Origin of the sequence: Pseudomonas sp. GM78 (genome assembly GCF_000282475.1) — a bacterium.
Lineage (GTDB): Bacteria > Pseudomonadota > Gammaproteobacteria > Pseudomonadales > Pseudomonadaceae > Aquipseudomonas.
Map to the genome: position 1 here is coordinate 51,840 of NZ_AKJF01000005.1, position 26,365 is coordinate 78,204.

Below are 26,365 nucleotides of genomic sequence, written 5' to 3' on the forward strand. Positions count from 1 at the left end.
CTGTAGGAGCTGCCGAAGGCTGCGATCTTTTGATTTTGATCTTATAAAAGCAAGATCAAAAGATCGCAGCCTTCGGCAGCTCCTACAGGGACCGTGTATTCAGGTTAATTTCTGCAGGCATGCTTCAAGGATGTCGAGGCCTTCCTCCAGCACAGCCGCCTCGGTCGTCAACGGCGCGAGTAGCCGAATGATGTGCCGCGATTTGCCGCTGGGCATCAGCAACAACCCGGCGTCCCGCGCCAGGGTCAGCAGTTGCGTCAATTGCGCCGAAGCCGGCGTACCGTCGGCCTTGATCAACTCGATGCCACGCATCGCCCCTACACCGGTCAAACGACCCATGTACGGCGACAGGTTGTTCGCGCGCCAGCTTTCGTAGCGACTGACAATCGCTTCTTCCTGTTGCGAACCCCAGGCTTGCAGATTGGCGTCGCTCATTTCGTCCAGGGTCGCTAGCGCGGCGGCGCAGGCGATCGGGTTGCCGGAGTAAGTGCCGCCGAGCCCACCCTTGGGCAAGTTATCCAACAACGACTTGCGCCCGACCACCGCGCCCAGCGGAACGCCGCCGGCGATGCTTTTGCCCAGCAGGATCAGATCCGGTTCGATGCCCAATCGCGAGAACGCAAAGCGCTGACCCGTGCGGCCGAAGCCAGACTGGATTTCATCGGCGATCAGCACAATGCCCTTTTCGTCGCAAAACCTACGCAGCGCCTGGGCGAACTCGACATCCATCGCCAGGAAACCCGCTTCACCCTGCACCGGTTCGACGATAAAGCAGGCCACGTCCTCGATGTCGATTTCGACGCTGAACAGACGCTCCATGGCTTTGAGGGCCTCGACACAGGTCACGCCATTGTCCGGGCTGGGGAACGGCAGGTGATACACCGGCCCAGGCAGCACGCCGATTTTCTGTTTGTATGGCGAAACCTTGCCATTGAGGTTGAGGGTGGCCAGCGTGCGGCCGTGGAAGGCGCCGTCGAAGGCGATGACGGCTGTGCGGCCAGTGGCGCCACGGACGATTTTCAGCGCATTCTCCGCCGCTTCTGCGCCGCTGTTGGTGAGCATGCCGCTGACCGGGTAATCCACCGGAATGAACGCCGCCAGGCGATCCATGAGTTCGAGGTAGGGGGTATGGGGTGCGGCGTTGAAGGCGTAGTGGGTCAGCCGTGTGGCCTGTTCGCGAATGGCCTCGACGATGCGTGGATGGCAATGGCCGAGGTTCAATACACCGATGCCGCCGACAAAGTCGATGTAGCGTTTGCCATCGGTGTCCCAGACTTCGGCGTTCTTGCCGTGGCTGAGGGTGACAGGGTGAACGATATTGATCGACTGGCTGATGGTTTCGCTGCGCATGGCTGACCGGCTCGGAAGAAGGAGGGCTTCTTTTTATCTAAGCCGGGAGCAGCGGTGCCCGGCAAACGAAATAAAGTCGCCGGGTTAATCTTTAAAGTCGGGATGTGCTTTGCGCTGTGAACGCTGACCCTGTAGGAGCGAGCATGCTCGCGATGGTCGTCAACGATAACGCTGGGAGCCTGACACCCCGTGGCGTTCTTCAGTCCATCGTCGGAACGCCGCCCGGAGCCGGCTCGCTCCCACAAGGTTCAGGTTCAGAGCCGGGTTTGGTTCAGCGACGGGTCAGCGGCTGTTGAGCAAACTTCACCCCGGCCAGGCCATGGGCGATCAACGCACGGATATTGCCGTGATCGCTGCCTTCAGGTGTCGCCAGCACCGAACGGTAATGCTCGCCGAATGCCAGCAGCGCTTCTTCATCGCTCAGGCCTTCCAACAGGGCCAGGCCCAGGGTCTTGCACGAACCTTCGTTCTGCCCGGCGGCGTTTTCCACGCCGCCATTGTTGAAGGCCTGGGGCTGGTAATCGTAGCCGGCGGCAATGAACGCCAGGGTATCGGCGAAGGCGTGTTCGCCGCTCTTGAGGCTGGCGCGCAGGGTGTTCAAATCACTCATTGGGTTTTCCTTTGGCGAACGCCGCTTGTTGGTCGGCGCTGGCTTCTTGCTGATATTGGGCTTTCCACTCGGCGTACGGCATGCCGTAGACCATTTCGCGGGCTTCATCGAGGCTGACCTCGATCTGGCGTTCATCGGCCGCTGCCTTGTACCACTTGGACAGGCAATTGCGACAGAAGCCCGAGAGGTTCATAAGGTCGATGTTCTGCACATCCTTGCGGCTGTCCAGGTGGGCCACCAGCCGGCGGAAGGCGGCGGCTTCGAGCTCAAGGCGTTCTTGATCGGTCATAGGGGGTCTCTGCGAGACAGCTTCAAGCGGCAAGCTTCAAGCTGCAAGATGGATTGCGGTGGCTTGTAGCTTACCGCTTGAAGCTTGAAGCTTGAAGCTTAGCGGCTTGCCGCGAGTGTAATCGACACCGACTCGGCGAATCGCAGGGCGTGGGGCTTGTCGACTTCGACTTCGGCGTACAGCACCGACTCGTTGGCCATGACCAGGTCCAGCAGCTCCTGGGTCAGGCGTTCGAGCAGGGCGAAGCGGTTGCCTTCCACGTGGGCGATGATCGCCTTGGTGATGGTGCGGTAGTTCAGCGCGTGATCGATATCGTTGTCGCGCACCGCTTCCTGGGCGGCATAGAGGATGGTCAGGTTGATCAACACATCCTGCTTGTTGAGTATCTCGTCTTCGTTGATGCCAATGTAGGTGCGCAGGCACAGGTCCTTGACCCGGATGCGCGCCATGCCTGGTTGAAGTTGTGGCATTGCTACTTGCTCCGTCCAATCAATTGCAGGAACTCCTGGCGGGTGTTGCTCGACTCGCGGAAGGCGCCGAGCATCACCGAGGTGTTCATGGTCGAATTCTGTTTCTCGACGCCGCGCATCATCATGCACATGTGCTGCGCCTCTATGACCACGGCAACGCCAGCCGCGCCGGTTACCTGTTGCACGGCGTCGGCGATTTGCCGGGTGAGGTTTTCCTGGATCTGCAGGCGACGGGCGAACATATCCACCAGCCGCGCAATCTTCGACAGGCCCAGCACCTTGCCCGTTGGAATATAAGCCACATGCGCCTTGCCGATGAAGGGCAGCAGGTGATGTTCGCAGAGGGAATAGAGTTCGATGTTGTCGACGATCACCATTTCATCGTTGTCGGACGCGAACAACGCGCCGTTGATGATTTGCTCGACACTCTGCTCGTAACCGTGACACAGGTACTGCATGGCCTTGGCCGCGCGCAGCGGCGTGTCGCGCAGGCCTTCGCGGTCGGGGTTTTCACCGAGACCGATGAGGATCTCGCGATAGCTCTGTGACAGGCGGTTCTGGGGTAGGGAAAGCGTCATGGAAGATCCTCAGGGACACTTATTTGATGTGCCTTCCGCCGTTGACGGTCAGGGTCGTGCCGGTGACATAAGGGTTATCAAGCAAATAACGCAGGCTCTGGTAGATCACTTCGCTGCCGGGTTCGATGCCCAGCGCGGATTTGGCCAGTACCTTGGCGCGATAGGCGGCATCGTCGTCGGCATTGAACAGTAGCAGGGCGGGCGCGATTCCGTTGACCTTGATGCCGGGCGCGTATCGGGCGGCGAAGGACAGGGTCAGGCTGTCGAGCCCGGCTTTGCTGGCACAGTAGCCGATGTGCTTGCTGCTGCCCTTGCGGGTCACGTCATCGCCGATGTGCACGATGTCGGCGGGGCTCGAGAGTTCGAGCAGGTCGGCGCAATGCAGGTTGATCAGGTAGGGTGCCAGCATGTGCACGCTGAACATGCGGGTGAATGCCGTGGCATCGGTGCCTGGGGTCTCGGCCAGCCATTCGGAGGCGTTATGGATAATCGCCCGCAGGCTGTCGGTGTGTGTTTTCAGTTCACTGATGAAGGTGAGGATCCCGGCTTCGCTGGAGAAGTCCGCGAACAGCCCGATGGCCCCCAGGTCGCGCAGGGTTTGCACGCCGGGACGTTCGCTGCGGTAACTGAAAATCACGCGATGGCCGTCTTCGAGCAATCGCTGCGCGCAATGCAGGCCGACACGCTGGCCGGCACCGGTGATCAGAATGGGGGCTGCAGAAGAGGTCATGAACGGCTCGCGTCGCGGTAAGAGCAAAACTATACCAGCGACGAGCCGTGAGCCTACAGGTTTTGGGTAGTCGGTTGCGCGGGCAATGGCCGTGTGGGCGCGCTGTTCAGCCAGTTGGCCAACAGACGGGTCGACAGCGGAATGAAGAAGTAGACCATCAACGGTGTCAGGCACAGAGTGCTGATCAGCACCCGAGGCAATAGCGTCATCTCGCCCAGCAACGGCCCAAGCATAAAATTGAACAGCAGTGACACCGGAAAGAACGCCAGCCAGATCGCAACGGCCTGTTTCCAGCGTGGCGGGCGTTGTCCCGCTGCGCCGAACCAGCCTTCGATGCCGCTGACCCGATGCTCCGTCGGGTGGGCGAACAAATCGCTGCCACGGGCCAGCCAGGCGGTGCGCGAGGCGGAGTGCTCCCAGGCGTGCAGCGTCGGCTCGTCGGCGAAGCGGAAAATAATCTGGAATTCGTTATCGCCGGGCGGCGGAGCGAGCACGCCGGAGCCCAGGTAACCGGGGAAGTCGGTGGCCAGTTGTTCGCCTTCGCGCAGCCAGGCCATCAAGTCCTGATAGCGTCCATCGGCGACGCGACGCGCAACCATCAGCGTGACGGGGGAGGTAGACATCATGTATCTCCGTAAACAAATGCGTCGCTCCGGGTAGGAGTTTCGCCAGGTGCAGCGCCGGGGTGGTGGGCTGCATCTTGGAACAAGCAAATAGTATTCCCGATTCTACCTGCGACGTCGGTGCCCCCGGTAACAATCTATTTCTTGAATGATTGAGGTGCAGCGGAGGTAGAATGGGACCTGATTAATACATGGACGTAGGCCTCTAAATGCCTGTCTTGACCGACGTTGCCCCGGATGTGTCGCCAGCGCTCTCCCTGGAACGGGTAGAGCTTTTTCCGATACGCGAAGTGGCGCGCCTGACCGGTGTGAACCCGGTCACGCTTCGCGCGTGGGAGCGACGTTATGGCCTGATCGTGCCCACCCGCACCGAAAGCGGGCATCGCCTGTATTCGTTGACCGACATCGAGCGGGTCCGCAGCATCCTCAACTGGATCGAGCGCGGTGTAGCGGTCAGCAAGATCGCCAGGATCCTGGCCAAGGCGGCGCCGTTACAGGCACTGGCGCACATCATCCCCAGCGATCTGGTGCAGGCGGATTACGCACAGTGGCAGCAACAGCTTGCGGCCGCGGTCAGTGCGTTTGACGACGCCCGACTGGAGCAGGTCTACGGACAGATTTTTTCCAGTTACTCCCAACCGGTGGTTTTCCAGGACATCCTGCTTCCGCTGTGGAGGCAATTGCTGCAGCGCCAGGATACGTTTGGCCGGGCCAGCGAATGGTTGTTCCTCGATGGGTTCCTGCGCTCGCGGGTGGTGCAGCGCTTGCTGCTGATCCGTGACCGACACCCCAGGCGAGTCATCGTCAGCGCCTTGGCAGGCCAGTGTCGCGAACTCGAGTTACTGATCGCCGCGCTGTTCCTGGCCAATGATCAAATGGGGGTGCGGGTGCTGACCACCGGGCAACCGTTCGACGAACTGACCCTGGTCTGCGAGCGGATCAAGCCCCGGGCGCTGGTGCTGTTTTCCAATCACGTCCCCACCCCTGACTTGCCCCGACGCCTGAATCGCTTGGCAATGAGCCTGGATTGCCCCTTGTTGCTGGCCGGTGAGGCTTGTGACCTGGCGCAGGAAAGCCTCGCCGGGTCCTCGATCGGTTGCCTGGGCAACGAGGGCACGGTGATGCGCCAGCGCCTGAACCAGTTTCTGGCCGGCAGCCTGGATACCTGATGTTCAGGGGTTCAGAGGTGCAGGGTGGGATGGGTCAAACGATGCTGTTGCAGGATGAACTGACGCAGGCGCTCGGTTTCGTCCAGGTCGTTCTGGCTCAGATGGTAGGCATAGAAACCCTTTTCGGTTTCCTTTTCGAGGGTCCCGCGCAGGGCGATTCGTTCATAGCCTGAGGGGCTGAACCACAGGGCGAAGTGCTTGGGTGCCTTGGTCTTATTGCGAATCTCCAGCAAAACCCCTTTGAACGAAACCTCGTGCACCCACAGGGTGCCGGGTTGGCCCTTGGCGTTTTCCAGCGCCACCGGCTCGTCGAGCACCAACCGCCATGGCCGCACTGATGGCCCGCCTTCATAGATGCTGGGCACACCCAGGCGCAGGTGCATGGCATGAAACTCGTCTTCCACCAGGTGCAGGGGGAAGGTCATTTGCTGGTTTTCGAAATTGGCTTGAAGGGTGACTTGCTCATGCGCGGCCAGGCGCGTGAGCAGGTCACGGATCTGCGACCCACCGTTGACCAGCAGGCTCGACGTCGCATCCCGCACATTCAGCTGCGGGTTGTGTTGCATGGTCTGGATAAAATCCAGCTCATCCTGGGTCAGGAGCGCGTCGCGTTGCATGGTGGGCTCGAAAGATTTAGTTACAGAGGCACTGGTGATTGTAGTTAATGACAATTGATTCGCTGTTTAGTTTTGGCCGTTCGTCGCTTTGAGCGCAGCAAGTTCAGCCTGGACTTCTGCCAGTTGCGCTTCCAGCTGCACCACCCGCTGCTGTGCCTTGACCTGTATGGTCACGTCTTTCTGCACGCCGATAAAATAAACCTGGCCGTCATTCGGATTTTTCACCGTTGAAAGCGACAGTTCGTTCCAGAACGGCGTGCCATCCTTGCGATAATTACGCAGGATTTCCCGGCAGGCGCCTTCACTGTTCAGCGCGTCACGAATCTTCGACAGCGCTTCCTGGTCGCGGTCGCCTGACTGCAGGAAGCGGCAGTCCTGGTAGAGGATTTCTTCACTGGTGTAACCGGTCAGGCGTTCGAAGGCCGGGTTGACGTAGATCAGGATCTTGTCTTGATCGCCTTCCTTTTCGGCAATCACGATACCGTCGTTGGAGGCATTGATCGCCAGCTGCAGCAGTTTCGCGTTGATCATCGGTGAAACCCTTCCTTGTTGGTTGTCTGTGGGATTCTAAAAGAACAATGCAGACCGTGCTGTTAATATCCCGGTCTTTTATTCAGCTTCAGGATCAGATTGATGAAAGTCGCCATCATTTCCGGCTCGGTGTACGGCACGGCTGAAGAAGTTGCCCGCCACGCCGCCAGTATTTTGAAAACCGCCGGTTTCGAAACCTTCCACAACCCCCGGGCAAGCCTTGCCGATCTTCAGGCCTTCGGTCCCGAGGCCTTGCTGGCGGTCACCTCCACCACCGGCATGGGCGAGCTACCGGACAACCTGCAACCCCTGTACTCGACGATTCGCGACCTGTTGCCCGCCGCCTGGCGAGGCTTGCCGGGGGCCGTGATCGGCCTGGGCGACGCGAGCTATGGCGATACCTTTTGCGGCGGTGGCGAGCTGATGCGGGAGCTGTTCGGTGAGCTGGGTGTTCGCGAAGTCCTGCCGATGCTGCGCCTGGATGCCAGTGAAAGCGTGACCCCGGAAACGGATGCCGAGCCCTGGCTGGCGGAACTGGTCGACGCGCTGCGAGGCTGATCGACAACGCTGGTGCAACCGGCAGCCAGGCCATGGACCCCGACTCTTTGAGTCACTGACTCGCTCGGCCATCAAGCTGGCTGCCAATGCAACTACGCGAACCCCGGAGGGTGACTAGACTCGGTAGTCATTGGAAACACTCCATAATAAAAACCGAGGTTCCTTGCCGTGAGCGTAGCCCCCGTCCAGTCCTCCTCCAGTGTCAAAGATCAGGTCAGCGCTGCCGAGTGGCAGACCCGCGTCGACCTGGCTGCCTGCTACCGCCTGGTCGCCCAGCATGGCTGGGATGATCTGATATTCACCCACATCTCCGCCAAGGTGCCGGGCACCGAAGACTTTCTGATCAACCCCTACGGCCTGATGTTCCACGAAATTACCGCGTCGAGCCTGGTCAAGGTCGATCAGGCCGGTAACAAGCTGATGGACAGCCCCTACGAGATCAACCCGGCGGGGTACACCATCCATAGTGCGGTGCACGAGGTTCGCCACGATGTAGAGTGCGTGCTGCACACCCATACGGCTTCGGGCGTGGCGGTGTCGGCGCAGCGACAAGGCATTTTACCGATCAGCCAGCAGTCGCTCTTTGTCCTGTCGAGCCTGGCGTATCACGCCTACGAAGGTGTTGCGGTCAACCATGAGGAAAAGGCGCGACTGCAAGCCGACCTCGGCGCCAGCAATTTCCTGATGCTGCACAACCACGGTCTGCTGACCTGCGGTGGCAGCATCGCCGACACCTTCCTGATGATGTTTATCTTTCAACGCGCCTGCGACATTCAAGTCATGGCGCAAAACGGTGGGGCCGAACTGATTGCCATCGAAGCGCAGATTCTGGCGGGTGCCAAGGCGATGATCGCCGGTGTCACCAAAAGTGCTCAAGGAATGGGCGGAGCGCTGGCCTGGCCAGCGCTGCTGCGCAAGCTCGATAAACTGGACCCGGGGTATAAACTCTAATGCAGCTCGCCGAGATTCCCCTGAGTGTGTGGCGCAAGCGCAGCCAGACTTTCATGTTTCGTGGCCAAGCCATCCGTTACTGGACGGCGGGGCAGGGTGAGCCGTTGTTGCTCATCCATGGCTTCCCGAGCGCAAGTTGGGACTGGCATTACCTTTGGCAACCGTTGGCCCAGCGCTATCGGGTGATTGCCTGTGACATGCTCGGTTTCGGCGACTCGGCCAAACCGGTGGATCACGAATACAGCCTGCTGGAGCAGGCCGATCTGCAACTGGAGTTGTTGGCGCACCTGAAGGTCGAGCAGCCATTGCACCTGCTGGCCCATGATTACGGCGACAGCGTGGCCCAGGAACTGCTGGCCCGGCATTACGAAGCGCGCATCCACCTCGCCAGTTGCGTGTTCCTCAATGGCGGGCTGTTCCCCGAAACCCATCGCGCGGTGCTGATGCAAAAACTCCTGCTCAGCCCGCTGGGCTGGATGATTGGTCGCGCTTTCAGTCGCGATGGGCTGGTGAAGAGTTTCCGCCAGATCTTCGGCCCGCAGACCCGTCCCAGTGAAAGCCAGATGGATGATTTCTGGAGCTTGGTCGAAAGCAATCACGGGCCACGGGTCATGCATAAATTGATTGCCTACATCCCCGAGCGGCGAACCCATCGCGAGCGTTGGGTTGGCGCGATGCAGCGCGGCGAAGTGCCGCTGCGGGTGATCGATGGTGAGGTCGACCCGGTTTCCGGTGCCCACATGGTCGCGCGCTACCGTGAGCTGATACCCAACCCGGACGTGGTCTTGCTCAGCGACATCGGTCATTACCCGCAGATCGAAGCGCCGTGCCAGGTGCTCAAGCACTACCTGGCCTTCCGCGATCGGACGGCCTCACCGCCACTCAAGGTGGCTTGTTCGTAGGAACCGGCTTGCCGGCGAAGGCGTCCTTGAACATTGCGCCGCTCTTGCGGGCATTCTCGCCCCTGTAGGAGCCCGGCTTGCCGCACCGCTGGCTTCTACGACGTTTGTGCTCATCATCCCCCTACCTTATCGCACACCATTCAGCCTTCCCCCTGTTCATTGTGGCCCGTAGCGCCGTGCCTGAAACTCCAAGCCAATGTCCCTGGCCTGCTGGAGTTCCCCATGAATGAGTCTGTGCGTTTCGAAGATAAAGTCGTGATCATCACCGGTGCGGGTGGCGGCCTGGGACGGGCGCACGCACTGCTGTTCGCCAAACAGGGTGCCAAGGTACTGGTCAACGACCTCGGCGGCTCGACCCAGGGCGAAGGCGCCAATGCCTCGGCGGCAGACCGCGTGGTCAACGAAATTCGCGACGCGGGCGGCACCGCCGTGGCCAACCACGACTCGGTCACCGACGGCGACAAGATCGTCCAGCACGCCCTCGACGCCTTCGGCCGCGTCGACGTGGTGGTCAACAACGCCGGCATCCTGCGCGACAAGACCTTCCACAAGATGGAAGACGCCGACTGGGACCTGGTTTACCGCGTCCACGTCGAAGGCGCCTACAAAGTCACCCGCGCCGCCTGGCCGCACCTGCGCGAGCAAAACTACGGCCGGGTGATCTTCACCGCGTCCACCTCAGGCATCTACGGCAACTTCGGCCAGTCCAACTACGGCATGGCCAAGCTCGGCCTCTACGGCCTGACCCGCACCCTGGCCATCGAAGGCCGCAAGAACAACATCCTGGTCAACGCCATCGCCCCCACCGGCGGCACCCGCATGACCGAAGGCCTGATCCCGCCGCAAGTGTTCGAACAACTCAAACCGGAACTGGTCAGCCCGTTGGTGGTGTACCTGGCCAGCGAAAACTGCCAGGAAACCTCCGGGCTGTTCGAAGTCGGCGGCGGCTGGATGGGCAAAGTGCGCTGGGAACGCAGCCTCGGCGCCGGGTTCGATCCGCGGGTGGGTTTCTCGCCGGAAGATGTGGCGGCGCATTGGCAGCAGATTTGTGATTTCGAGGGGGCGGCGCATCCGAAGGACAACATTGAGGCGCTGAAGGAGATGATGGGGAATTTGCAGAAGTATTCGTTGTAAGAAATTGAAAAAGGGTGGCAAGTGTGAGTGCTTGCTCCCTTTTTTACGTGTGTTATCCGGCTTTGAATCCGGTTTTTCCGTTATCTAGTCGCCACTGCTTTATTGCATCTATCACACCTTTCGGGCTGTCCTCAATGCCCTCTCTAGGGTCATACAAAATTCCTGTGCCATCGGGATGCTCTGAGGTGATAACAATGTTCTCAACAATTGCATCGTGTTCTTCTTCAGAAGCGTAATTACCTTCGAACAAACGTTCGACCAGAGCCATGTATTCGGCTTCTGTGTATTCTTCCAGTTTGCTCTTGAGAGTCATTCTTTCACTCCTTTTGCCTTTGTGTGAGTTTGGATGTGCGATTTGGGTGTCATTATTTGAAGGTTGTCCATGTCGTAGACTTCGCCGCCTTCCGCGATTGGGATGATATGGTGGATTTCGTACTTGATTCTCTTACCCACTTGATCTTGAGGAGAGGCGGCTGGGGCGAGACCTTGTTTCATGTCCATTTGCCTCAGTTTTGTAAACTGGCCGTTCAATAGCTCATCGTTACTCACAGCTTTCCAAAATTCGCTGCGGAAATTGTTAAATGTCGAAAATCTCCGTCCTCGGAGCTTATCTGCAATCTGCGCGGGAATCGGCGCACCTTCGGGCATTGAGGCAGTTCCCATCCAATTTCCAGATACTAACTGTCCTGAACCGTTAGATACACCAGGCTCGTTCCGCCGATCCCTGAACATCACAAACTGAGGCGGAATACCCGAGTCAATCGGAAATACATAGACGAAGCCACCGAAGCTATAGAGATCCAGCTCCGGGTTTTCGTCGATCCTTCCTTCGAGGGCGGTTGCGGTAGCTCCGGTGTAGGGCGCGACGTCCGGTTGTGCCGCAGGAAGAGCTGTTGATGCATCGCCCGGGCTGACAATTGGCGTCCATGTCATGCCGGGGGACTGGGCGGTCGAGCTCTCGGTCCTGTAAACATTCAGACCCGGATCGTAGGTCGCGAGACGCACCGGTACTTTGCGCGACACCGAGGTGACATTTGTGGCTGCGACGGAAAACTCTGTGGTGTTATCCACAGTCCGGGTTCCGACGGCGACCGGCAGTTCGATGTCTCCGTTGGCTTGGGCAACGGCACGCAGTTGATTGTCGTCATACGTCGTGAGATCCGAGAGTGGGACGCTCAAGCCGTAGGGTTCTTTGTTGTCCCGTAGCGCGTAGTAAACCAGTGCAGCAACGCCAACAACGATAACCACGCCTGAGGCTGCTCCGACAGCGGCTGCCAATGCGGTGATTGCGGTGGCTGCAGCTGACCGCAGGGCGGTCCTGATCGCAAGCGCGGTTGCTGTTTCAATGGCCAGCGTGCCAGCACCTACAGCGAACACCGGACCATTTGCAGCCGCCGCGCCCGATACGGGAAACGGGCGAATGCCTTTGCCGGCGTTCAGTGTTTCCATCGCGTCACGGAGCGCTTGTTCCTCCGCTTGCCGTTGCATCTCAAGGCGCAACTGCTCGGCTTGCCGTTGAACCTCGGCCTCGGCTTCCAGGCGAGCCTGTTCGGCAGCGATGTAGCGTGCGGCAGCTTCAGCGGCAATCCGCGCTTGCTCGGCGGCTACTCGCTCGGCTTCTGCCAGTGCCGCTAATCGGGCCTGCTCTTGCGCATGGGCGAGTGCCTCAGCTTCTGCCCTGATGCGTGCCTGTTCAGCCGCGACACGTTGTGCTTCCTGTTCCGCGGCAACCCGTCGTTCTTCAGATTGCGCACCGGCAAGTAGATTCTGTACGTGTGCCTGCTGACTATTCAAAAGTTGAATGTGCTCTGTCAGCAGCTTTGCGGAGTAGCCAGCTTTAAAAGACGCAACCCATTTTGAATAGGCAGGACCATAGGGCGTTACTGCCCCATCCAAAGCTTGAGCTCTGGCAAGGTAATCACCAATGGTTGAATTGAGAGGGCTGCGCCCGTAAAAGGAATCGGCGAGTGACGTCTGCGTGTGCAGTTCAGTCGTCTTCTGCTGGGTTAAAATGTTTCTGATGTTCAGTTCGTGCTGGTATGCCTGTGCGGTTGTCGATACTGCGGCCGGGAACTGGGCTCTCAGGTTCGCCAGGTCAGCCTCGATTGCTACTCCTGAATTTGCGGAATTAACCGTCTAGGCAGCTTTAACGGCGTTTTCCGTAGCTTTAATATTGTCTCGGGTTTCGCGCCTTAGTCCTTCTGTATTTGTAATCCCAGAGCCCATTCCTCCAGCTCGTGTTGGTGGAATGCGAAAACCACCACTTTGAGGATTTTTCCCTGGCATTGGTCGTGCTTCTATATAAGTTGTTGCTTCTATAATTCTGCCATCTTCATCTGCTCGGATGTCAATTGGCGGCAGGGGCAACGGTGGTCCTTGTTTCTCTGACATTGGTTAATCTTCCTTGTGCGTGATTAATCGATGCTGCCGAATAATGCTACGTCAGGAATGTTTGGGACGGGTCTGAGGTGGTTGTGAGCTGTTACATATAATGTTGAAAGGAGTTTCGCGGTATTAGATGCGAAGGCAGGAAGTTCGCGCGCCTTAAAAGATATTTCTTATGCAGTTGCAGGAAGTGTCTTGTAGGATCCATGTTAAACACTGAGTTTAAATTGACTGCCACCACAAACCCTTCGCCCATAAAAAAGGCCGCTGCAAACGCAGCGGCCAAAAAAGACGTTGGATCCAGGAGCTACAAATCAACGTCGATGTACACGTGGTGATGACTCGATGCGTTCAAATCATCTGAAATCTGTAGCGAACGGCGAAGGCGCAAGGCCTTTCGTTGCGTCGCGCTGTGCGGCTGTTTTCCCCAAAGCGCATGGCAAGAATAAGTCTTTGCCGGCAAAGGAAAAATAGCGATCGGGGAGATGCACCGTTACCACTGGCGTAACAGTCCTGCCTGGCAGCAGCGTAGACCATGTTTCCAATTGATGCCGCTACATCCAGTGTGTCTATGCCCCGTGCAATCTCCCCGCTCCATGCAGGTATTCATCCTTTGGAGCGACACCACGAATACCTCCTTGGTGCGCTTATCGCTCCCGGCGTGCGGCAGTAGGGTGTGGCCTTCTGTCACTCACCGGGGAAGACGCATGACAAAAACAACAATGCGCGCCATCTTCACACCGCAGGCGTTGGCCGTTTCGGTGGCCTTGGGGTGCTGTGCCCAGGCGCAGGCGCTTTCATTCAACATTGGGGAAATCGAGGGCACGTTCGACTCTTCGCTGTCGGTCGGTGCGAGCTGGGGCATGCGAGATGCCGATGATGCCCTGGTCGGCATCGTCAACGGCGGCAGCGGGCAGGCGTCGACCGGTGACGACGGGCGCCAGAACTTCGGCAAGGGTGAAACCTTCTCGAAGATTTTCAAGGGCATTCACGACCTCGAGTTGAAGTACGGCGACACCGGTGTGTTCGTCCGTGGCAAGTACTGGTACGACTTCGAATTGAAGGACGAAGACCGGCCTTTCAAGCCGATCAGCGATCACAATCGCAAAGAGGGTTCCAAGTCGTCCGGTGGGCAAATCCTCGACGCCTTCGTCTATCACAACTATTCCATCGCCGACCTGCCGGGCACGGTGCGCGCCGGCAAGCAGGTGGTCAGTTGGGGCGAAAGTACCTTCATCAGCAACTCGATCAACAGCATCAACCCGGTCGACGTGTCCGCCTTTCGCCGTCCCGGTGCCGAGATCAAGGAGGGCCTGATTCCGGTCAACATGCTGTTCGCCTCCCAGGGGCTGACCGACAAATTAACGGTCGAAGGCTTCTATCAACTGGAGTGGGACCAGACCGTCGTCGATAACTGCGGCACCTTCTTCGGTGTCGACGTGGTGGCCGATGGTTGTAACAAGGGCTACACCGTGGCGAGCCCGGCCATTGCGCCATTGCAGCCGATTGCCGCCGCCTTCGGCCAGGGTTTCGAGGTCACTAGCGAAGGCGTGGTGGTTCCCCGTGGCGGCGACCGCGATGCCCGCGATTCGGGGCAGTGGGGCACGGCGTTGCGCTGGTTGGGGGACGACACCGAGTACGGTCTGTACTTCATGAACTATCACAGCCGCACGCCCAATGTCGGTACGACAACGGCCGGTCTTGCGACGCTGGCGAGCCTTCCGCGCATCGTCGCCACCGCCAATGCCATCGCCCCCGGCACGGGTTCGGCACTGGCGCAAAGCGTGATGCTCGGTCGCGGCCAGTATTACCTTGAATACCCGGAAGACATTCGCCTGTATGGCGCCAGTTTCTCCACCACCTTGCCCACCGGCACGGCGTGGACCGGCGAGGTCAGCTATCGCCCCAACCTGCCTGTGCAGGTCAACACCAACGACCTGACCCTGGCGATGCTCAACCCGATCGCCGGTGGCGCGGCATCGCCGATAGCGACTTCGCCGGGTGCCGACAACACAGGCTACCGCCGCAAGGAAGTGACCCAGGTCCAGAGCACCCTGACGCACTTCGTCGATCAGATAGCTGGCGCGGATCGCCTGACCCTGGTGGGTGAAGCCGCGGTGGTTCACGTCGGTGGCCTGGAGTCGCGCAGCCAGTTGCGCTACGGCCGGGACTCGGTGTACGGGCAATACGGTTTCGGTGGTGATACCGATGGTTTCGTGACCTCGACCTCCTGGGGTTATCGCGCCCGCGCCATCCTCGATTACAACAACGTCATCGCCGGGATCAATTTCCGGCCCAACCTGTCGTGGTCCCACGACGTCGCCGGCTACGGCCCCAACGGGCTGTTCAATGAAGGTGCCAAGGCCGTCAGCCTCGGCGTCGATGCCGACTACCGCAACACCTATACCGCAAGCCTCAGTTACACCGATTTCTTCGGGGGTGACTACAACGTGCTCGAAGACCGCGATTTCGTGGCGTTGAGCTTTGGCGTGAACTTCTGACCTGGCTGAAAGAGGATGAATTCGATGCGCAAGATGATTCTGCAATTGGGCAGCGCCCTGGCCTTGAGTCTGCTGGCCGTCAACGTGATGGCGGCGGTATCGGCGGAGGAAGCGAACAAGCTCGGTACCAGCCTCACACCGCTGGGCGCCGAGAAGGCCGGTAACGCCGCTGGGTCGATTCCGCCGTGGACCGGCGGCATTGCAAAAAATGCGGGTGCCGTGGACAGCAAGGGCTTCCTGGCCGATCCGTTCGCCAATGAAAAACCCTTGTTCATCATCACCGCGGCGACGGTCGACCAGTACAAGGACAAACTGTCCGATGGCCAGATCGCGATGTTCAAACGCTACCCCGAGACCTACAGGATCCCGGTCTATCCAAGCCATCGCACAGCGGCGCTGCCACCAGAGATTTATGAAGCGGCCAAGCGCAGCGCGCTGAACGTGACACCGACCAATGAGGGCAACGGCCTGGCCAATTTCACCGGCAATCGTTACTACGCCTTTCCGATTCCGAAGAACGGGGTCGAGGTGATCTGGAACCACATCACCCGTTACCACGGCGGCAACCTGCGTCGCACCATTACCCAGGCAACGCCCCAGTCCAATGGCGATTTCACGGTGATCCGCTTCAAGGACGAAGTGGCGGTGCCGTCGCTGCTGGGTGACCTCAAGGCAGGCAGCGATGAAAACGTGCTCAACTATTTCAAGCAGGAAGTGACCGCACCAGCCCGTCTGGCGGGCAACGTGCTGCTGGTGCACGAAACTCTCGACCAGGTCCAGGAACCCCGCAAGGCCTGGATCTACAACGCAGGTCAGCGCCGGGTTCGACGGGCGCCACAAGTGGCCTATGACGGCGTCGGCACCTCCTCTGACGGGTTGCGGACCACGGACAACTTCGACATGTTTTCCGGAGCGCCGGATCGCTATGACTGGAAACTGATCGGCAAAAAAGAAATGTACATCCCCTACAACAGCTACAAACTGGACTCGCCCGATCTCAAGTACACGGATGTGATCAAGGCCGGGCACATCAATCAGGACCTGACCCGTTATGAGCTGCATCGGGTCTGGGAAGTCGTCGCCACGGTCAAGCCCAATGAGCGGCATGTGTATGCCAAGCGTCACATGTACATCGATGAAGACACCTGGCAGGTGGCCCTGGCCGATCACTACGACGGGCGTGGCCAGCTTTGGCGAGTGGCGGAAGGACACGCGCAGTTCTACTACGACCATCAGGTCCCGGCCTACACGGTCGAAGCGCTGTATGACCTGATCGCCGGTCGCTACATCGCCTTGGGGATGAAGAATGAGGAGAAGCGCAGCTTCGAATTCAACATCGCCGCCAAAGCAGGGGACTACACACCGGCGGCGCTACGGAGCACAGGTGTGAGGTAGATTTCCTACAGCGGATACACAAAAAGGTGACCTCGTGGTCACCTTTTTTATAGGGCTTGATCAGTGTGTTGAATACTTCTTCAACAAGCGCTCAACAGAGGACTAGGGTGGCGCCACAAAAATAAAAAAGGCGCACCACTATGACCGCCATGACGACGTGTCTGGACCGTCCTGGACTCCTGCCTCGATTGTCTCCCCATCACTTGTATCGTGCGCGTCTGGTCGAGCCGTTGCTGGCCTCGACGGCGCGGGTGAAATTGCTCTGTGCACCGCCCGGCAGCGGCAAGAGTGCGCTGCTCGCAGAATGCATGTTGAATGCACCGGCAAAATGTGAGGTTCGCTGGCTGCCCTTGGCGGGTGAGGCGATCAGTGTGGGTGGCTTTTGCCAGCGCCTGGCGCAAACGCTGGGGCTGACAACGTCGGATGAGTCCGGACTATTGGAGTCTCTGGCTCGATTACCGACAGCCACCTGGCTGTTTATCGATGACTATTGCAGAGTCCCTGACCCGGAGCTGGACCTGTTGCTCGACCGGTTGCTGGCCGGCAGCAGCCCGATGCTCACCTGGTGGCTGAGTGGGCGGCGGCGTCCGCAATGCAACTGGCCACGGTTGTTGCTCGATGATGAACTGTACGAGGGCGAGTGCGCTGCGCTGGCGTTCAATCAAGGTGAAATCGAAAAGCTGTTGCATCACCTGGAACCGGCCCAGGCCGCGAAAGGTGCCGAGAGGATCTTGCGCCACAGTGGTGGCTGGTGCGCCGGGGTGCGGATTGCGCTGCTGCAAAAATGCGACTGGACGCGCCACGACGCCCTCTACGGTCGAGCGGATACCCTGCACGACTACCTCGAACATGAACTCTTCGCCAACCTGACACCGGAACTTGCCGAAGCCTGGCGGGTGCTGGCGCTGTTGCCGCGATTCAACGCCCGGCTCAGCGATCACCTGTTCGGCGCGGGCGAGGGCGCGCAATACTTGAGTGCGTTGCAGGCGCTGGGCTGTTTCATCGAACCCTGGCAAGGCTCGCCGGACTGGTTGCAGATTTTCGCTCCACTGGCCCTGTTGATGCGCGATGAACAATGGCCGGCCGCACGCTTCTGGCATCGTCGTGCCTGCCAGTGGTTCGTCGCCGAACAGGACTGGAAGGCCGCGTTCGAACAGGCGTTGCTGGCGCAAGAGTTCGAGGTCGCGGTCAGCCTGTTGCAGCATTTCAGTTTCGAGCAGTTGTTCGAAGAGCAGACCGTGGTACTGCTGCTTCGTTTACACGAACAACGGGGCGAGGAACTGCTGTTCGGTTCGCCGCAACTGGTCGGGCTGATTACCGCGGCGCTGTTGTTTGCCGGGCGTTTCGAGCAGGCGGGCGAATGCATCGAACAGTTGTCACGCTTCACGCCCCAGCCGTCGGCAACCCTCCAACGGCAATTGATCGCACGTTGGCAGGCTCAACAAGGGTGGCTGCTGCATTTGCAGGGGCGCATGGACGCATCGCGGGCGCACTTTCTCGAGGCACTGGGCGAACTCGACCCCGAGTGCTGGACTGCCCGGCTGATGTGCCTGTCCGGCTTGACGCAACAGGCTTTGCTGCGGGGCGAGCTTGATGTCGCTCAGGCGCTTAACCGCGAAGCGCTGTGCCTCGCCCGAGCCCAAGGATCGCTGGTTTTCGAGGGGTTGCTGGAACTCGATCACGCCCAGTTGCTCGAGCAGCGCGGAGCATCCTGCAGGGCCGATGACCTGCTCGCCAACATGCACAGCCTGCTCTGCCGGCAGCATTCGAATGCCGAACCCCTGTTGGGACGGATCGCCCTGCGTCGTGGCCGATTGAACTTGAGTCTGGGTCGGGAGCAGCAGGCGGCACTGTACTTCGAGAGCGGGCTGCAGATCTGCTTGCGCAGCCAGGACAAGCGAGCGCTGTATGGTTTTCTGGGGCTGGCACAACTGGCGGCCAATCGCCTGGATTACGCTCAGGCTTTCGACCGGCTGCGTGACGCCGAACGGTTGATGCAACAACGGCGGATTCCCGAGACGGTCTATCGCGGTGTTTTGCTGCACACCAGTATCCATTTCTGGTTGCAACAAAGGCGACCGGAACTGGCTCACCAGGCCCTGACACGGGTGCTGCGTCACTATCACGGCGCCGCTGCACGACAGGCCCCACCGGCAACGCTGGAGATGATCGACGGCCTGGAGTATCTGCTGGTCCTGACCGAGGTTTACCTGGGGCAGGCGCAAACACCTCAGGAGCGGCTTGAAGTCCAACTGCAACGGGCCAGCCGGCGGGGGATGACGGCATTGCAAGCGCAATTGCATCTTGCCTTGGCTGAAGTGGCCTGGCTTAAGGGTGACCCGGACGTTGCCCGGCAATCACTGGCGCAAGGTTTGGCTCTGGTTGAGCGGTGCAATCTGCAACAGGCCTTGCGCGATCTGCAGTTGCGCCAGCCGCAGCTGCCGCAAGCCATTGGCCTGACCGAATCGCGCGATGATCACCAGGCGCCGGGTGCAGCCCAGAACCACTTGAGCCAGCGTGAGATACAGGTGCTGCAGTTAGTGGCGCAGGGCAACTCCAATCAACAAATTGCCGATCTTTTGTTCATTTCCTTGCATACGGTCAAGACTCACGCGCGACGTATCAACGGGAAGCTGGGGGTGGAGCGCAGAACGCAAGCCGTGGCCAAGGCGAAAGTCTTGGGTATTGTTACTTGATGTGCGAATTGTAAGGCGTTTTGTTTGTTCATGAATGCACACAAGTTTCGGGGTGTACTTCTATGGCCGTAGTGCTTATATGTTTGGAGTCGCCCCGGAAGTTTCAATCATTCAGTTTGATTTTTTCTACACGCTGATATGGGGGTTCACAGTAACGACCAGCATAATAATGTATGCAAAAAGGACAGTGCATGGAAATTAATGGATTAACCAATGAGCCCGCGTACAAACTTCAAGAAGAAGTTTTGCGCCCCTCCAGGCAAGCACCCCAGCTGCCGGATTGGCTGCAACGTGCAAGTGAGGAAGATCGCCAGTACTACTTTGATGCCGAGCAGTCCCTGACAGAAAGCGAACAGGCGCTGGATACACTGCTTGGAGAAGTAAAATCCCTCAAGGCGTTCGCCAGATTTCAAGCGCGGGAAGTTGTTCGAATCCTCTGCGGTGAGGTTGTTGACCCGGACCATATTTTCGTCAGCGCTCACTACACATTCTTCGTCGGCAAGCAAAAGGTTGTGCAAAGCAATCGCTTGACGCTTCCCGAATTCATGCTCAACGATTTGTACGGCTCCACCACCCTTCCGTTGGAGATCAAACTGGAAGGGGAGGCGTTACCGTCCGGCGTGACCGCAGAGGATCTTCTGGAGGTGATGGTTGACGCGAGCATGCGCGCATTCTATGCGGAACAATTCGAAAAGAAATACACGGACGAAGCGGTGCTTCAAGCGCAACAGATTCTGTTGAGCAGTCGTATACGACTGAGTTCATTCAGCGCGAAGCTACAAAGGCATATCAGCGACGAGAGCCTGCAGATCGTCGCTATCTCCTCGCAAGGTGATGAGCGTTGTTCCATGGGAGCGATCTCGTTCGGTGATGCGAAGGGCGCTTTCGAGGGGATGATTGTCTGTTGCGGGTCGCAGGGCGAAGAAGGCCTTTGTGTGCTTTATGCACCGCAGGCTCCAGGTGGCAGGAGCTGGTATGAGTTCGCGAGCTTCAGGCAGTTGAATTTCCATTTGTTCGATTGGACCGCTCAACCCGAAGGGCGCAGTTACCTGAGCCGCCAGGCGCTGGCCAGTGAACGCGCCAGCTTCGACGCGTACATGAGACGTCTGCAGGACCTGCCAAGTCAGTGGTGTGGTATCCAGCGCAGCCCTTGGCCAAACAGCGCAGAGGGTGCATTGCGCCAGGGGGTTATGCTGCATGTCGATTGGTTGCGGGGGGAAATGCAAGCGGTTGTTCCTGCCGGCTATCGTTCGGCCACAGCCACCCAGCGACAATGTTTTGCCCGGCTGAACATCGAGCTCAAAGGTTTGACCCGACTTGCAAGCCGCGAGGCAGCGCTGATCAGTTACGAGGATTTCGCCACCAAGCTGATCAAGGAGCGCGCAGAGGAGGTCCTGGCGCAACACGGCGAAACAGTCGACATAGATCCTGACCTGATTGTGGTGAGGCTTGATGATTCCAACGAGATGACCTTGTCCCGGATGATCATCGATGAACATCACATTACCGAAGAGAGTGGCCCAACCCATAACCCCGGAATTTACCCGTCCATACGTCTCTCACCCGGTCATCCACCCGTATCCAGCCTGCTGATCAAGTATTTGCCTGGCTGGTCTAAAACTTTGCGCCCAGGTGAGCGGTACCTCGCCATGTTGAAAGCTGATTACCTGGATCAGAACGCGCCGGGTTATGCCTTGAAGCGCGACGTCTATGCGGATCTGCGGCGCAATGAAATGCATCGTTCAGCGCTGGAAGCGCTGTTCATTGGTCATCTTGAACGCAAGCAATTTGAGCAGATCGAAGGGCTGATTGAACAGTCGCACGAAGTAGAACCTGACCCAATCGAGCATGTTGAAGATCCCGAGTCCCCTCAACGGGAGGGTCTCTACAGGTTTTATCTGCAAGATTGCCAGGTCGACGGTCTTTATGTTTTCCGCCTCATGCACAATGGTGTCGCGGATGATCTGCTGTATACCCCCTCTGCACCGGATTGCAGATCGTTCAGGCCCTTGGCCGAGTTTGCCAGATCGGTGAAAACGGCAGGGCTTGGCAGTTATTACAGCAAGCGAGCCAAGTTGACGCAGCAGAAAGTCGTCAGTGCATACCTCGAGAAAGTGAAGCTGCGCAGCATCGAGGACATCCCTCATCTGCAACTCGATAGTCGAGTCCGGGATTTCTCCCGTTGCTACACCGATGCAATGGCTCAGATCATTGACGACGTTGATGCCAAGACGACCAGTCTTGCGGAGATTGTCGGCAAGCTGATCTACGACACCGCAATCGCGGCGGTCACCATTGTCAGTATCCCTTTTGCACCCATCGGGCTCGCGTTAAGTGCTGTCGTGATGACGAAGGCAGTGTTTGAGGGGGCGAAGGCGTTTCAGGAAGGGAACTACGAGAAGCTGTTCTCAAGTTACCTCGATTGCATGATGGAGCTGGCCACGATGCGCATCGGCAAGTTAGGTTTTTCGATGATGCAGAAGGCCATTGCCAAACAGCTCGGCAATGCTAATACCTGCATGGGTGTCATCTCTGCGTGCACCGGCAAAACGGTGGACCTGGCCATTGTCAGCCAACTGATGAAGGAGTCGCTCGCCGAGCCTGATTCCAGCGAGCAAACGATTTTGATGTAATCCGGCTAGCCGATGACGGTGGGCGGTTCATACCCCATCCGCCAACTCACGGCCCGTGTCGCCGCCAGCAAACGCTGCGCCGCCGGGCCGTTTTCGTCGGCATGAAACAACGAGGCCGGGCCGACAATGGTGACGACTGCCACCACGTGCCCGACGGCGTTGAACACCGGTGCCGACAATGCATCGACACCCGGCATCAACAAACCATGAACATGATGCAAGCCGCGGCTGCGGATCTGCCCACATAGCGTTTCATAGACCTGGTCATCGCCGAGGGGATGAGCGCTGGCCGACAGCAGTTCCTGTTCACGCAACTCTACGGTTTCACGCTTGGGCAGGTACGCGCCGAATACCAGGCCCGTGGAGGAACTGAGCAATGGCAGCACCGACCCCAACTGCGTCACCACCGTCACTGCCCGCACCGCCGGTTCGATATGCACCACGGTGGCGCCCTGATTGCCCCATACCGCCACAAAACAGGTTTCGTTCAGGTCGTCGCGCAACTCGGCCAACGGCAGGGCGGAGACTTTCAGCACGTCCATACTGTTGAGTGCCGCCAATCCGACGCGCAAGGCTTCGCGGCCCAGGCCGTAATGGTTGGTTGCCGCATTCTGTTCGGCAAAGCCACTGGCGATCAGCGCCTGCAAGTATCGGTGAACCTTGCTCGCCGGCATTTGCACGTGCTCGGCCAGGCGCGAGAGCGAAGTCGAGGGCGACAACTCGGCCAAGGCCTTGAGGATGTCGGTACCCACCTCGGCCGAGCGGACTTTCTGTTTACCGTTGCTGTCAGGCTTTTCCATGGAGGCGTTGTGATCCCGGGACGAATGGGCGTCTTTATAGCTTGACGGTCAACGCCAATCAAATTACGTTATGCGTAATTGGATTACGATAAAAATAACCTCGGCGTGCCACGAACTCTGCAGCAGAGCGACCGGCCACTGTCGACTCTCTGTTCAGGAGGCTCCATGAACTCCGATTCAACGACGCCAGCACTGGCTTATCAGTCAGGCTTCGGCAACGAATTCAGCAGTGAAGCATTGCCTGGCGCACTGCCCGTCGGCCAGAACTCCCCGCAAAAAGCCCCTTACGGTCTCTACACCGAACTGTTCTCCGGCACCGCGTTCACCATGGCTCGCAGTGAAGCGCGGCGGACGTGGATGTACCGGATTCAGCCTTCGGCCAATCACCCGGCATTCGTCAAGCTCGATCGGCAATTGGCCGGCGGCCCATTGGGCGAAGTAACCCCCAATCGTCTGCGCTGGAACGCGCTGGACATTCCCGCCGAGCCAACCGATTTCATCGATGGCCTGGTGAGCATGGCGGCCAACGCCGGCGCGGATAAACCGGCGGGGATCAGCATCTACCAGTACTGCGCCAACCGTTCCATGGAGCGCGTATTCTTCAATGCCGACGGCGAAATGCTGCTGGTGCCGCAACAGGGCGGCCTGCGCATCGCCACCGAACTGGGCGTGCTGGAAGTGCAGCCGCTGGAAATTGCGGTATTGCCTCGCGGGCTGAAATGGCGCATCGAACTGCTTGACCCGCAAGCGCGCGGTTACATTGCCGAGAACCACGGAGCGCCAATGCGCCTGCCGGATCTGGGGCCGATCGGCAGCAACGGCCTGGCTAATCCGCGTGATTTCCTGACGCCGGTGGCTGCCTACGAACATCTTCAACAGCCCACGACCCTGGTGCAGAAATTCCTTGGCCAGTTGTGGGGTTGCGAGCTCGATCACTCACCGTTGAACGTGGTCGCCTGGCACGGTAACAACGTGCCGTACAAATATGACCTGCGCCGTTTCAACACCATCGGCTCGGTCAGCTTCGACCATCCGGACCCGTCGATCTTCACGGTGCTGACCTCGCCGACCAGCGTCCACGGCCTGGCCAACCTCGACTTCGTGATCTTTCCACCCCGCTGGATGGTGGCCGAGAAAACCTTCCGTCCACCGTGGTTCCACCGCAACCTGATGAACGAATTCATGGGCTTGATCCAGGGCGAGTACGATGCCAAGGCCGAAGGTTTCGTGCCCGGCGGCGCGTCGCTGCACAGCTGCATGAGCGCTCACGGGCCAGACGGCGAGACCTGCACCAAGGCGATCAACGCCGACCTGAAACCTGCGAAAATCGACAACACCATGGCCTTCATGTTCGAGACCAGCCAGGTGTTGCGCCCGAGCCGATTTGCCCTCGATTGCCCGCAACTGCAAGACAACTACGATGCTTGCTGGGCCACTTTTCCCGCCACTTTCGACCCGACCCGGAGATAACCCATGACGCAAACTTCCATTACTCGCAGCTGGGTTGCTTCGGCCAACGGTCATGCGGATTTCCCGCTGCAAAACCTGCCACTGGGCGTGTTCAGCGTGAAGGGGGCGGCGCCGCGCAGTGGCGTGGCCATCGGCGACCATATCTTCGATCTGGAAGCGGCACTCGATGCCGGCCTGTTCGACGGCGCTGCAAAAGCTGCGGTCGAAGCCAGCCGTGGCGGTCAGTTGAACGCGTTCTTCGAGCTGGGCCGCGAAGCTCGTGTAGCCTTGCGTGAGCGTCTGATCGAGTTGCTCAAGGACGGCAGCACCCTGCACGGCAAGATCGAGGCCCAGGGCGCAAAACTGCTGCCTCTGGCTGCTGATTGCCAGATGCATGTGCCAGCGAAGATCAACGATTACACCGACTTTTACGTAGGCATCGAGCACGCACAGAACGTCGGAAAACTGTTCCGCCCGGACAACCCGTTGCTGCCCAACTACAAGTACGTGCCGATCGGCTATCACGGTCGCGCCTCGACCATACGCCCGTCGGGCACCGACGTGCGCCGTCCGAAAGGCCAGACGCTGCCGGCCGGTCAGACCGAGCCGACGTTCGGGCCCTGTGCACGCCTGGACTACGAATTGGAATTGGGCATCTGGATCGGCCAGGGCAACGACATGGGCGACTCCATCGCCATTGGTGACGCCGCTGACCACATCGCCGGTTTCTGCTTGCTCAATGACTGGTCGGCGCGTGATATCCAGGCTTGGGAATACCAGCCGTTGGGTCCATTCCTGTCGAAGAGTTTCATCACCAGTATTTCCCCGTGGGTCGTGACCGCTGAAGCGCTGGAACCGTTCCGCCTCGCCCAGCCGGCACGTCCGGAAGGCGATCCGCAGCCGCTGCCGTACCTGTTCGATAAACGCGATCAAGCTGCTGGTGCGTTCGACATCGAGCTGGAAGTGCTGCTGCTCACCGAAGCCATGCGCGAGCAGAACCTGCCGGCCCATCGCCTGGCCCTGAGCAACTCGAAACACATGTATTGGACCGTGGCGCAGCTGGTTGCGCATCACAGCGTCAATGGCTGCCAGTTGCAGGCCGGCGACCTGTTCGGTTCGGGCACCTTGTCGGGGCCGCAAAACGACCAGTTCGGCAGCCTCCTGGAAATCACCGAGGGCGGTAAAAAGCCGATCGAACTGGCCTCGGGCGAAGTGCGTAAATTCCTTGAGGACGGCGATGAAATCATCCTGCGTGGCCGTTGCAGCCGCGAAGGGTTTGCGTCCATCGGTTTTGGTGAATGCCGCGGCAAAGTGTTGCCGGCTCGCTAAGGGGATCGGTTCATGGAACTCTATACCTACTACCGCTCGACATCGTCGTATCGGGTACGGATTGCGCTGGCGTTGAAGGGCCTGGATTACCAGGCGCTGCCAGTCAATCTGATCGCGCCATCCGGTGGCGAGCATCGCCAGCCAGCGTACCTGGGTATCAATCCGCAAGGCCGCGTGCCGGCGTTGCGCACCGATGAAGGCGAGCTGCTGATTCAGTCACCGGCGATCATCGAGTACCTGGAGGAACGTTATCCACAGGTGCCGCTGCTGTCGAAGGATCTGGTTGCCCGCGCCCGTGAGCGTGGCGTGGCGGCGCTGATCGGCTGCGATGTGCATCCGCTGCACAATGTCAGCGTGCTCAATCGGCTGCGTCAGTCGGGCTTTGATGAACCGCAGGTGGTCGAGTGGATCGCGCACTGGATCAACCAGGGGCTGGCGACCGTGGAGCAGTTGATTGGCGATGAGGGTTACTGCTTTGGCTCGCAGCCCGGGTTGGCGGATGTGTACCTGATTCCACAGCTATACGCCGCCGAGCGCTTTAACATTTCCCTTGAGGCTTATCCGCGAATCCGCCGGGTAGCCGCGCTGGTGGCCAGTCATCCGGCGTTCATCAAGGCGCATCCGGCTAACCAGCCTGACACGCCTTAACACCTCACGCGTAACCC

General features: G+C 59.2%; 25 protein-coding genes. 12 read left to right on the plus strand and 13 right to left on the minus strand.

Annotation, left to right across the window (positions count from 1 at the left end):
• Positions 1 to 99: 99 nt before the first annotated feature.
• The 7 genes from PMI35_RS31780 to PMI35_RS31750 all read right to left on the minus strand — a co-directional run bounded on the left by PMI35_RS31780 (position 100) and on the right by PMI35_RS31750 (position 4,650).
• The gene (locus tag PMI35_RS31780; protein WP_008054400.1) at positions 100 to 1,350 is read right to left on the minus strand and encodes a 2-aminoadipate transaminase; all 1,251 of its coding nucleotides are present in this window, start codon (positions 1,348 to 1,350) and stop codon (positions 100 to 102) included.
• A gap of 271 nt (positions 1,351 to 1,621) precedes the next feature.
• Positions 1,622 to 1,960, minus strand: a complete 339-nt coding sequence (locus tag PMI35_RS31775; protein WP_008054402.1) for a HopJ type III effector protein — start codon at positions 1,958 to 1,960, stop codon at positions 1,622 to 1,624.
• On the minus strand, positions 1,953 to 2,249 hold the full coding sequence (locus PMI35_RS31770; RefSeq protein WP_008054403.1) for a DUF1244 domain-containing protein: 297 nt from the start codon (positions 2,247 to 2,249) through the stop codon (positions 1,953 to 1,955). The genes PMI35_RS31775 and PMI35_RS31770 overlap by 8 nt, the downstream gene beginning before the upstream one ends.
• Positions 2,250 to 2,347: 98 nt before the next feature.
• The gene (gene folX / locus PMI35_RS31765; protein WP_008054404.1) at positions 2,348 to 2,719 is read right to left on the minus strand and encodes a dihydroneopterin triphosphate 2'-epimerase; all 372 of its coding nucleotides are present in this window, start codon (positions 2,717 to 2,719) and stop codon (positions 2,348 to 2,350) included.
• Positions 2,720 to 2,721: 2 nt separating this feature from the next.
• Positions 2,722 to 3,297, minus strand: coding sequence for a GTP cyclohydrolase I FolE (gene folE, locus PMI35_RS31760; RefSeq protein ID WP_008054406.1), 576 nt, complete (start codon positions 3,295 to 3,297; stop codon positions 2,722 to 2,724).
• A gap of 19 nt (positions 3,298 to 3,316) precedes the next feature.
• Positions 3,317 to 4,027 carry a dihydromonapterin reductase gene (gene folM, locus PMI35_RS31755; RefSeq protein ID WP_008054407.1) on the minus strand — a complete coding sequence of 237 codons (711 nt, stop codon included), beginning with the start codon at positions 4,025 to 4,027 and terminating at the stop codon, positions 3,317 to 3,319.
• A gap of 53 nt (positions 4,028 to 4,080) precedes the next feature.
• The gene (locus PMI35_RS31750) at positions 4,081 to 4,650 is read right to left on the minus strand and encodes an antibiotic biosynthesis monooxygenase (RefSeq protein ID WP_008054408.1); all 570 of its coding nucleotides are present in this window, start codon (positions 4,648 to 4,650) and stop codon (positions 4,081 to 4,083) included.
• Positions 4,651 to 4,859: 209 nt separating this feature from the next.
• On the opposite strand from PMI35_RS31750, the gene PMI35_RS31745 reads away from it, so the two are divergent.
• Positions 4,860 to 5,819, plus strand: a complete 960-nt coding sequence (locus PMI35_RS31745) for a MerR family transcriptional regulator (protein WP_008054409.1) — start codon at positions 4,860 to 4,862, stop codon at positions 5,817 to 5,819.
• 11 nt (positions 5,820 to 5,830) lie between these two features.
• On the opposite strand, the gene PMI35_RS31740 is transcribed toward PMI35_RS31745, so the two are convergent.
• Entirely contained in the window at positions 5,831 to 6,436 is a 606-nt protein-coding gene (locus PMI35_RS31740; RefSeq protein WP_008054410.1) for a hypothetical protein, read from the minus strand.
• 66 nt (positions 6,437 to 6,502) lie between these two features.
• Positions 6,503 to 6,967, minus strand: a complete 465-nt coding sequence (locus PMI35_RS31735; protein ID WP_008054412.1) for a PAS domain-containing protein — start codon at positions 6,965 to 6,967, stop codon at positions 6,503 to 6,505.
• A 102-nt stretch (positions 6,968 to 7,069) separates the two neighbouring features.
• Here PMI35_RS31735 and PMI35_RS31730 point away from each other — a divergent pair, with 102 nt between their 5' ends.
• From PMI35_RS31730 to PMI35_RS31715, 4 genes are all read left to right on the plus strand, one after another.
• Complete coding sequence (locus PMI35_RS31730) at positions 7,070 to 7,525, plus strand: flavodoxin (RefSeq protein ID WP_008054413.1); 456 nt, start codon at positions 7,070 to 7,072, stop codon at positions 7,523 to 7,525.
• A 168-nt stretch (positions 7,526 to 7,693) separates the two neighbouring features.
• Positions 7,694 to 8,476 carry a class II aldolase/adducin family protein gene (locus PMI35_RS31725; RefSeq protein WP_008054414.1) on the plus strand — a complete coding sequence of 261 codons (783 nt, stop codon included), beginning with the start codon at positions 7,694 to 7,696 and terminating at the stop codon, positions 8,474 to 8,476.
• Complete coding sequence (locus PMI35_RS31720) at positions 8,476 to 9,378, plus strand: alpha/beta fold hydrolase (protein ID WP_008054415.1); 903 nt, start codon at positions 8,476 to 8,478, stop codon at positions 9,376 to 9,378. The genes PMI35_RS31725 and PMI35_RS31720 overlap by 1 nt, the downstream gene beginning before the upstream one ends.
• Positions 9,379 to 9,600: 222 nt before the next feature.
• A complete protein-coding gene (locus PMI35_RS31715; RefSeq protein WP_008054417.1) occupies positions 9,601 to 10,512 on the plus strand; it encodes an SDR family oxidoreductase in 912 nt (303 codons plus the stop codon).
• Positions 10,513 to 10,564: 52 nt separating this feature from the next.
• Here the strand turns inward: PMI35_RS31715 and PMI35_RS31710 are convergent, their stop codons facing one another.
• The 3 genes from PMI35_RS31710 to PMI35_RS34505 form a co-directional block, all read right to left on the minus strand.
• On the minus strand, positions 10,565 to 10,825 hold the full coding sequence (locus PMI35_RS31710) for a bacteriocin immunity protein (protein ID WP_008054418.1): 261 nt from the start codon (positions 10,823 to 10,825) through the stop codon (positions 10,565 to 10,567).
• Complete coding sequence (locus PMI35_RS31705; RefSeq protein ID WP_008054419.1) at positions 10,822 to 12,408, minus strand: S-type pyocin domain-containing protein; 1,587 nt, start codon at positions 12,406 to 12,408, stop codon at positions 10,822 to 10,824. Before PMI35_RS31705 ends, PMI35_RS31710 begins: the two co-directional genes overlap by 4 nt.
• A gap of 240 nt (positions 12,409 to 12,648) precedes the next feature.
• A complete protein-coding gene (locus PMI35_RS34505) occupies positions 12,649 to 12,903 on the minus strand; it encodes a hypothetical protein (RefSeq protein ID WP_157295509.1) in 255 nt (84 codons plus the stop codon).
• Between the two features lie 701 nt (positions 12,904 to 13,604).
• Between PMI35_RS34505 and PMI35_RS31700 the strand changes: the two genes are divergently transcribed.
• The 4 genes from PMI35_RS31700 to PMI35_RS31685 all read left to right on the plus strand — a co-directional run bounded on the left by PMI35_RS31700 (position 13,605) and on the right by PMI35_RS31685 (position 22,122).
• Positions 13,605 to 15,398: a DUF1302 domain-containing protein gene (locus tag PMI35_RS31700; RefSeq protein WP_008054420.1), complete on the plus strand. Its 1,794-nt coding sequence runs from the start codon at positions 13,605 to 13,607 to the stop codon at positions 15,396 to 15,398.
• 24 nt (positions 15,399 to 15,422) lie between these two features.
• A complete protein-coding gene (locus PMI35_RS31695; RefSeq protein WP_008054421.1) occupies positions 15,423 to 16,793 on the plus strand; it encodes a DUF1329 domain-containing protein in 1,371 nt (456 codons plus the stop codon).
• A gap of 140 nt (positions 16,794 to 16,933) precedes the next feature.
• Positions 16,934 to 19,489 (plus strand): LuxR C-terminal-related transcriptional regulator, encoded by a 2,556-nt coding sequence (locus PMI35_RS31690; RefSeq protein ID WP_008054422.1) that lies wholly within the window; start codon positions 16,934 to 16,936, stop codon positions 19,487 to 19,489.
• A gap of 191 nt (positions 19,490 to 19,680) precedes the next feature.
• Positions 19,681 to 22,122, plus strand: coding sequence for a dermonecrotic toxin domain-containing protein (locus PMI35_RS31685; protein WP_008054423.1), 2,442 nt, complete (start codon positions 19,681 to 19,683; stop codon positions 22,120 to 22,122).
• Positions 22,123 to 22,127: 5 nt separating this feature from the next.
• Here PMI35_RS31685 and PMI35_RS31680 read toward each other — a convergent pair whose 3' ends face one another.
• Entirely contained in the window at positions 22,128 to 22,922 is a 795-nt protein-coding gene (locus PMI35_RS31680) for an IclR family transcriptional regulator (protein WP_008054424.1), read from the minus strand.
• A gap of 165 nt (positions 22,923 to 23,087) precedes the next feature.
• On the opposite strand from PMI35_RS31680, the gene hmgA reads away from it, so the two are divergent.
• The 3 genes from hmgA to maiA are packed head-to-tail and all read left to right on the plus strand — an operon-like array spanning position 23,088 to position 26,348.
• Positions 23,088 to 24,392 carry a homogentisate 1,2-dioxygenase gene (hmgA, locus tag PMI35_RS31675; RefSeq protein ID WP_008054426.1) on the plus strand — a complete coding sequence of 435 codons (1,305 nt, stop codon included), beginning with the start codon at positions 23,088 to 23,090 and terminating at the stop codon, positions 24,390 to 24,392.
• A 3-nt stretch (positions 24,393 to 24,395) separates the two neighbouring features.
• Positions 24,396 to 25,700 (plus strand): fumarylacetoacetase, encoded by a 1,305-nt coding sequence (gene fahA / locus PMI35_RS31670; RefSeq protein WP_008054428.1) that lies wholly within the window; start codon positions 24,396 to 24,398, stop codon positions 25,698 to 25,700.
• Positions 25,701 to 25,712: 12 nt separating this feature from the next.
• The gene (maiA, locus tag PMI35_RS31665; RefSeq protein ID WP_008054429.1) at positions 25,713 to 26,348 is read left to right on the plus strand and encodes a maleylacetoacetate isomerase; all 636 of its coding nucleotides are present in this window, start codon (positions 25,713 to 25,715) and stop codon (positions 26,346 to 26,348) included.
• Positions 26,349 to 26,365: the final 17 nt, after the last annotated feature.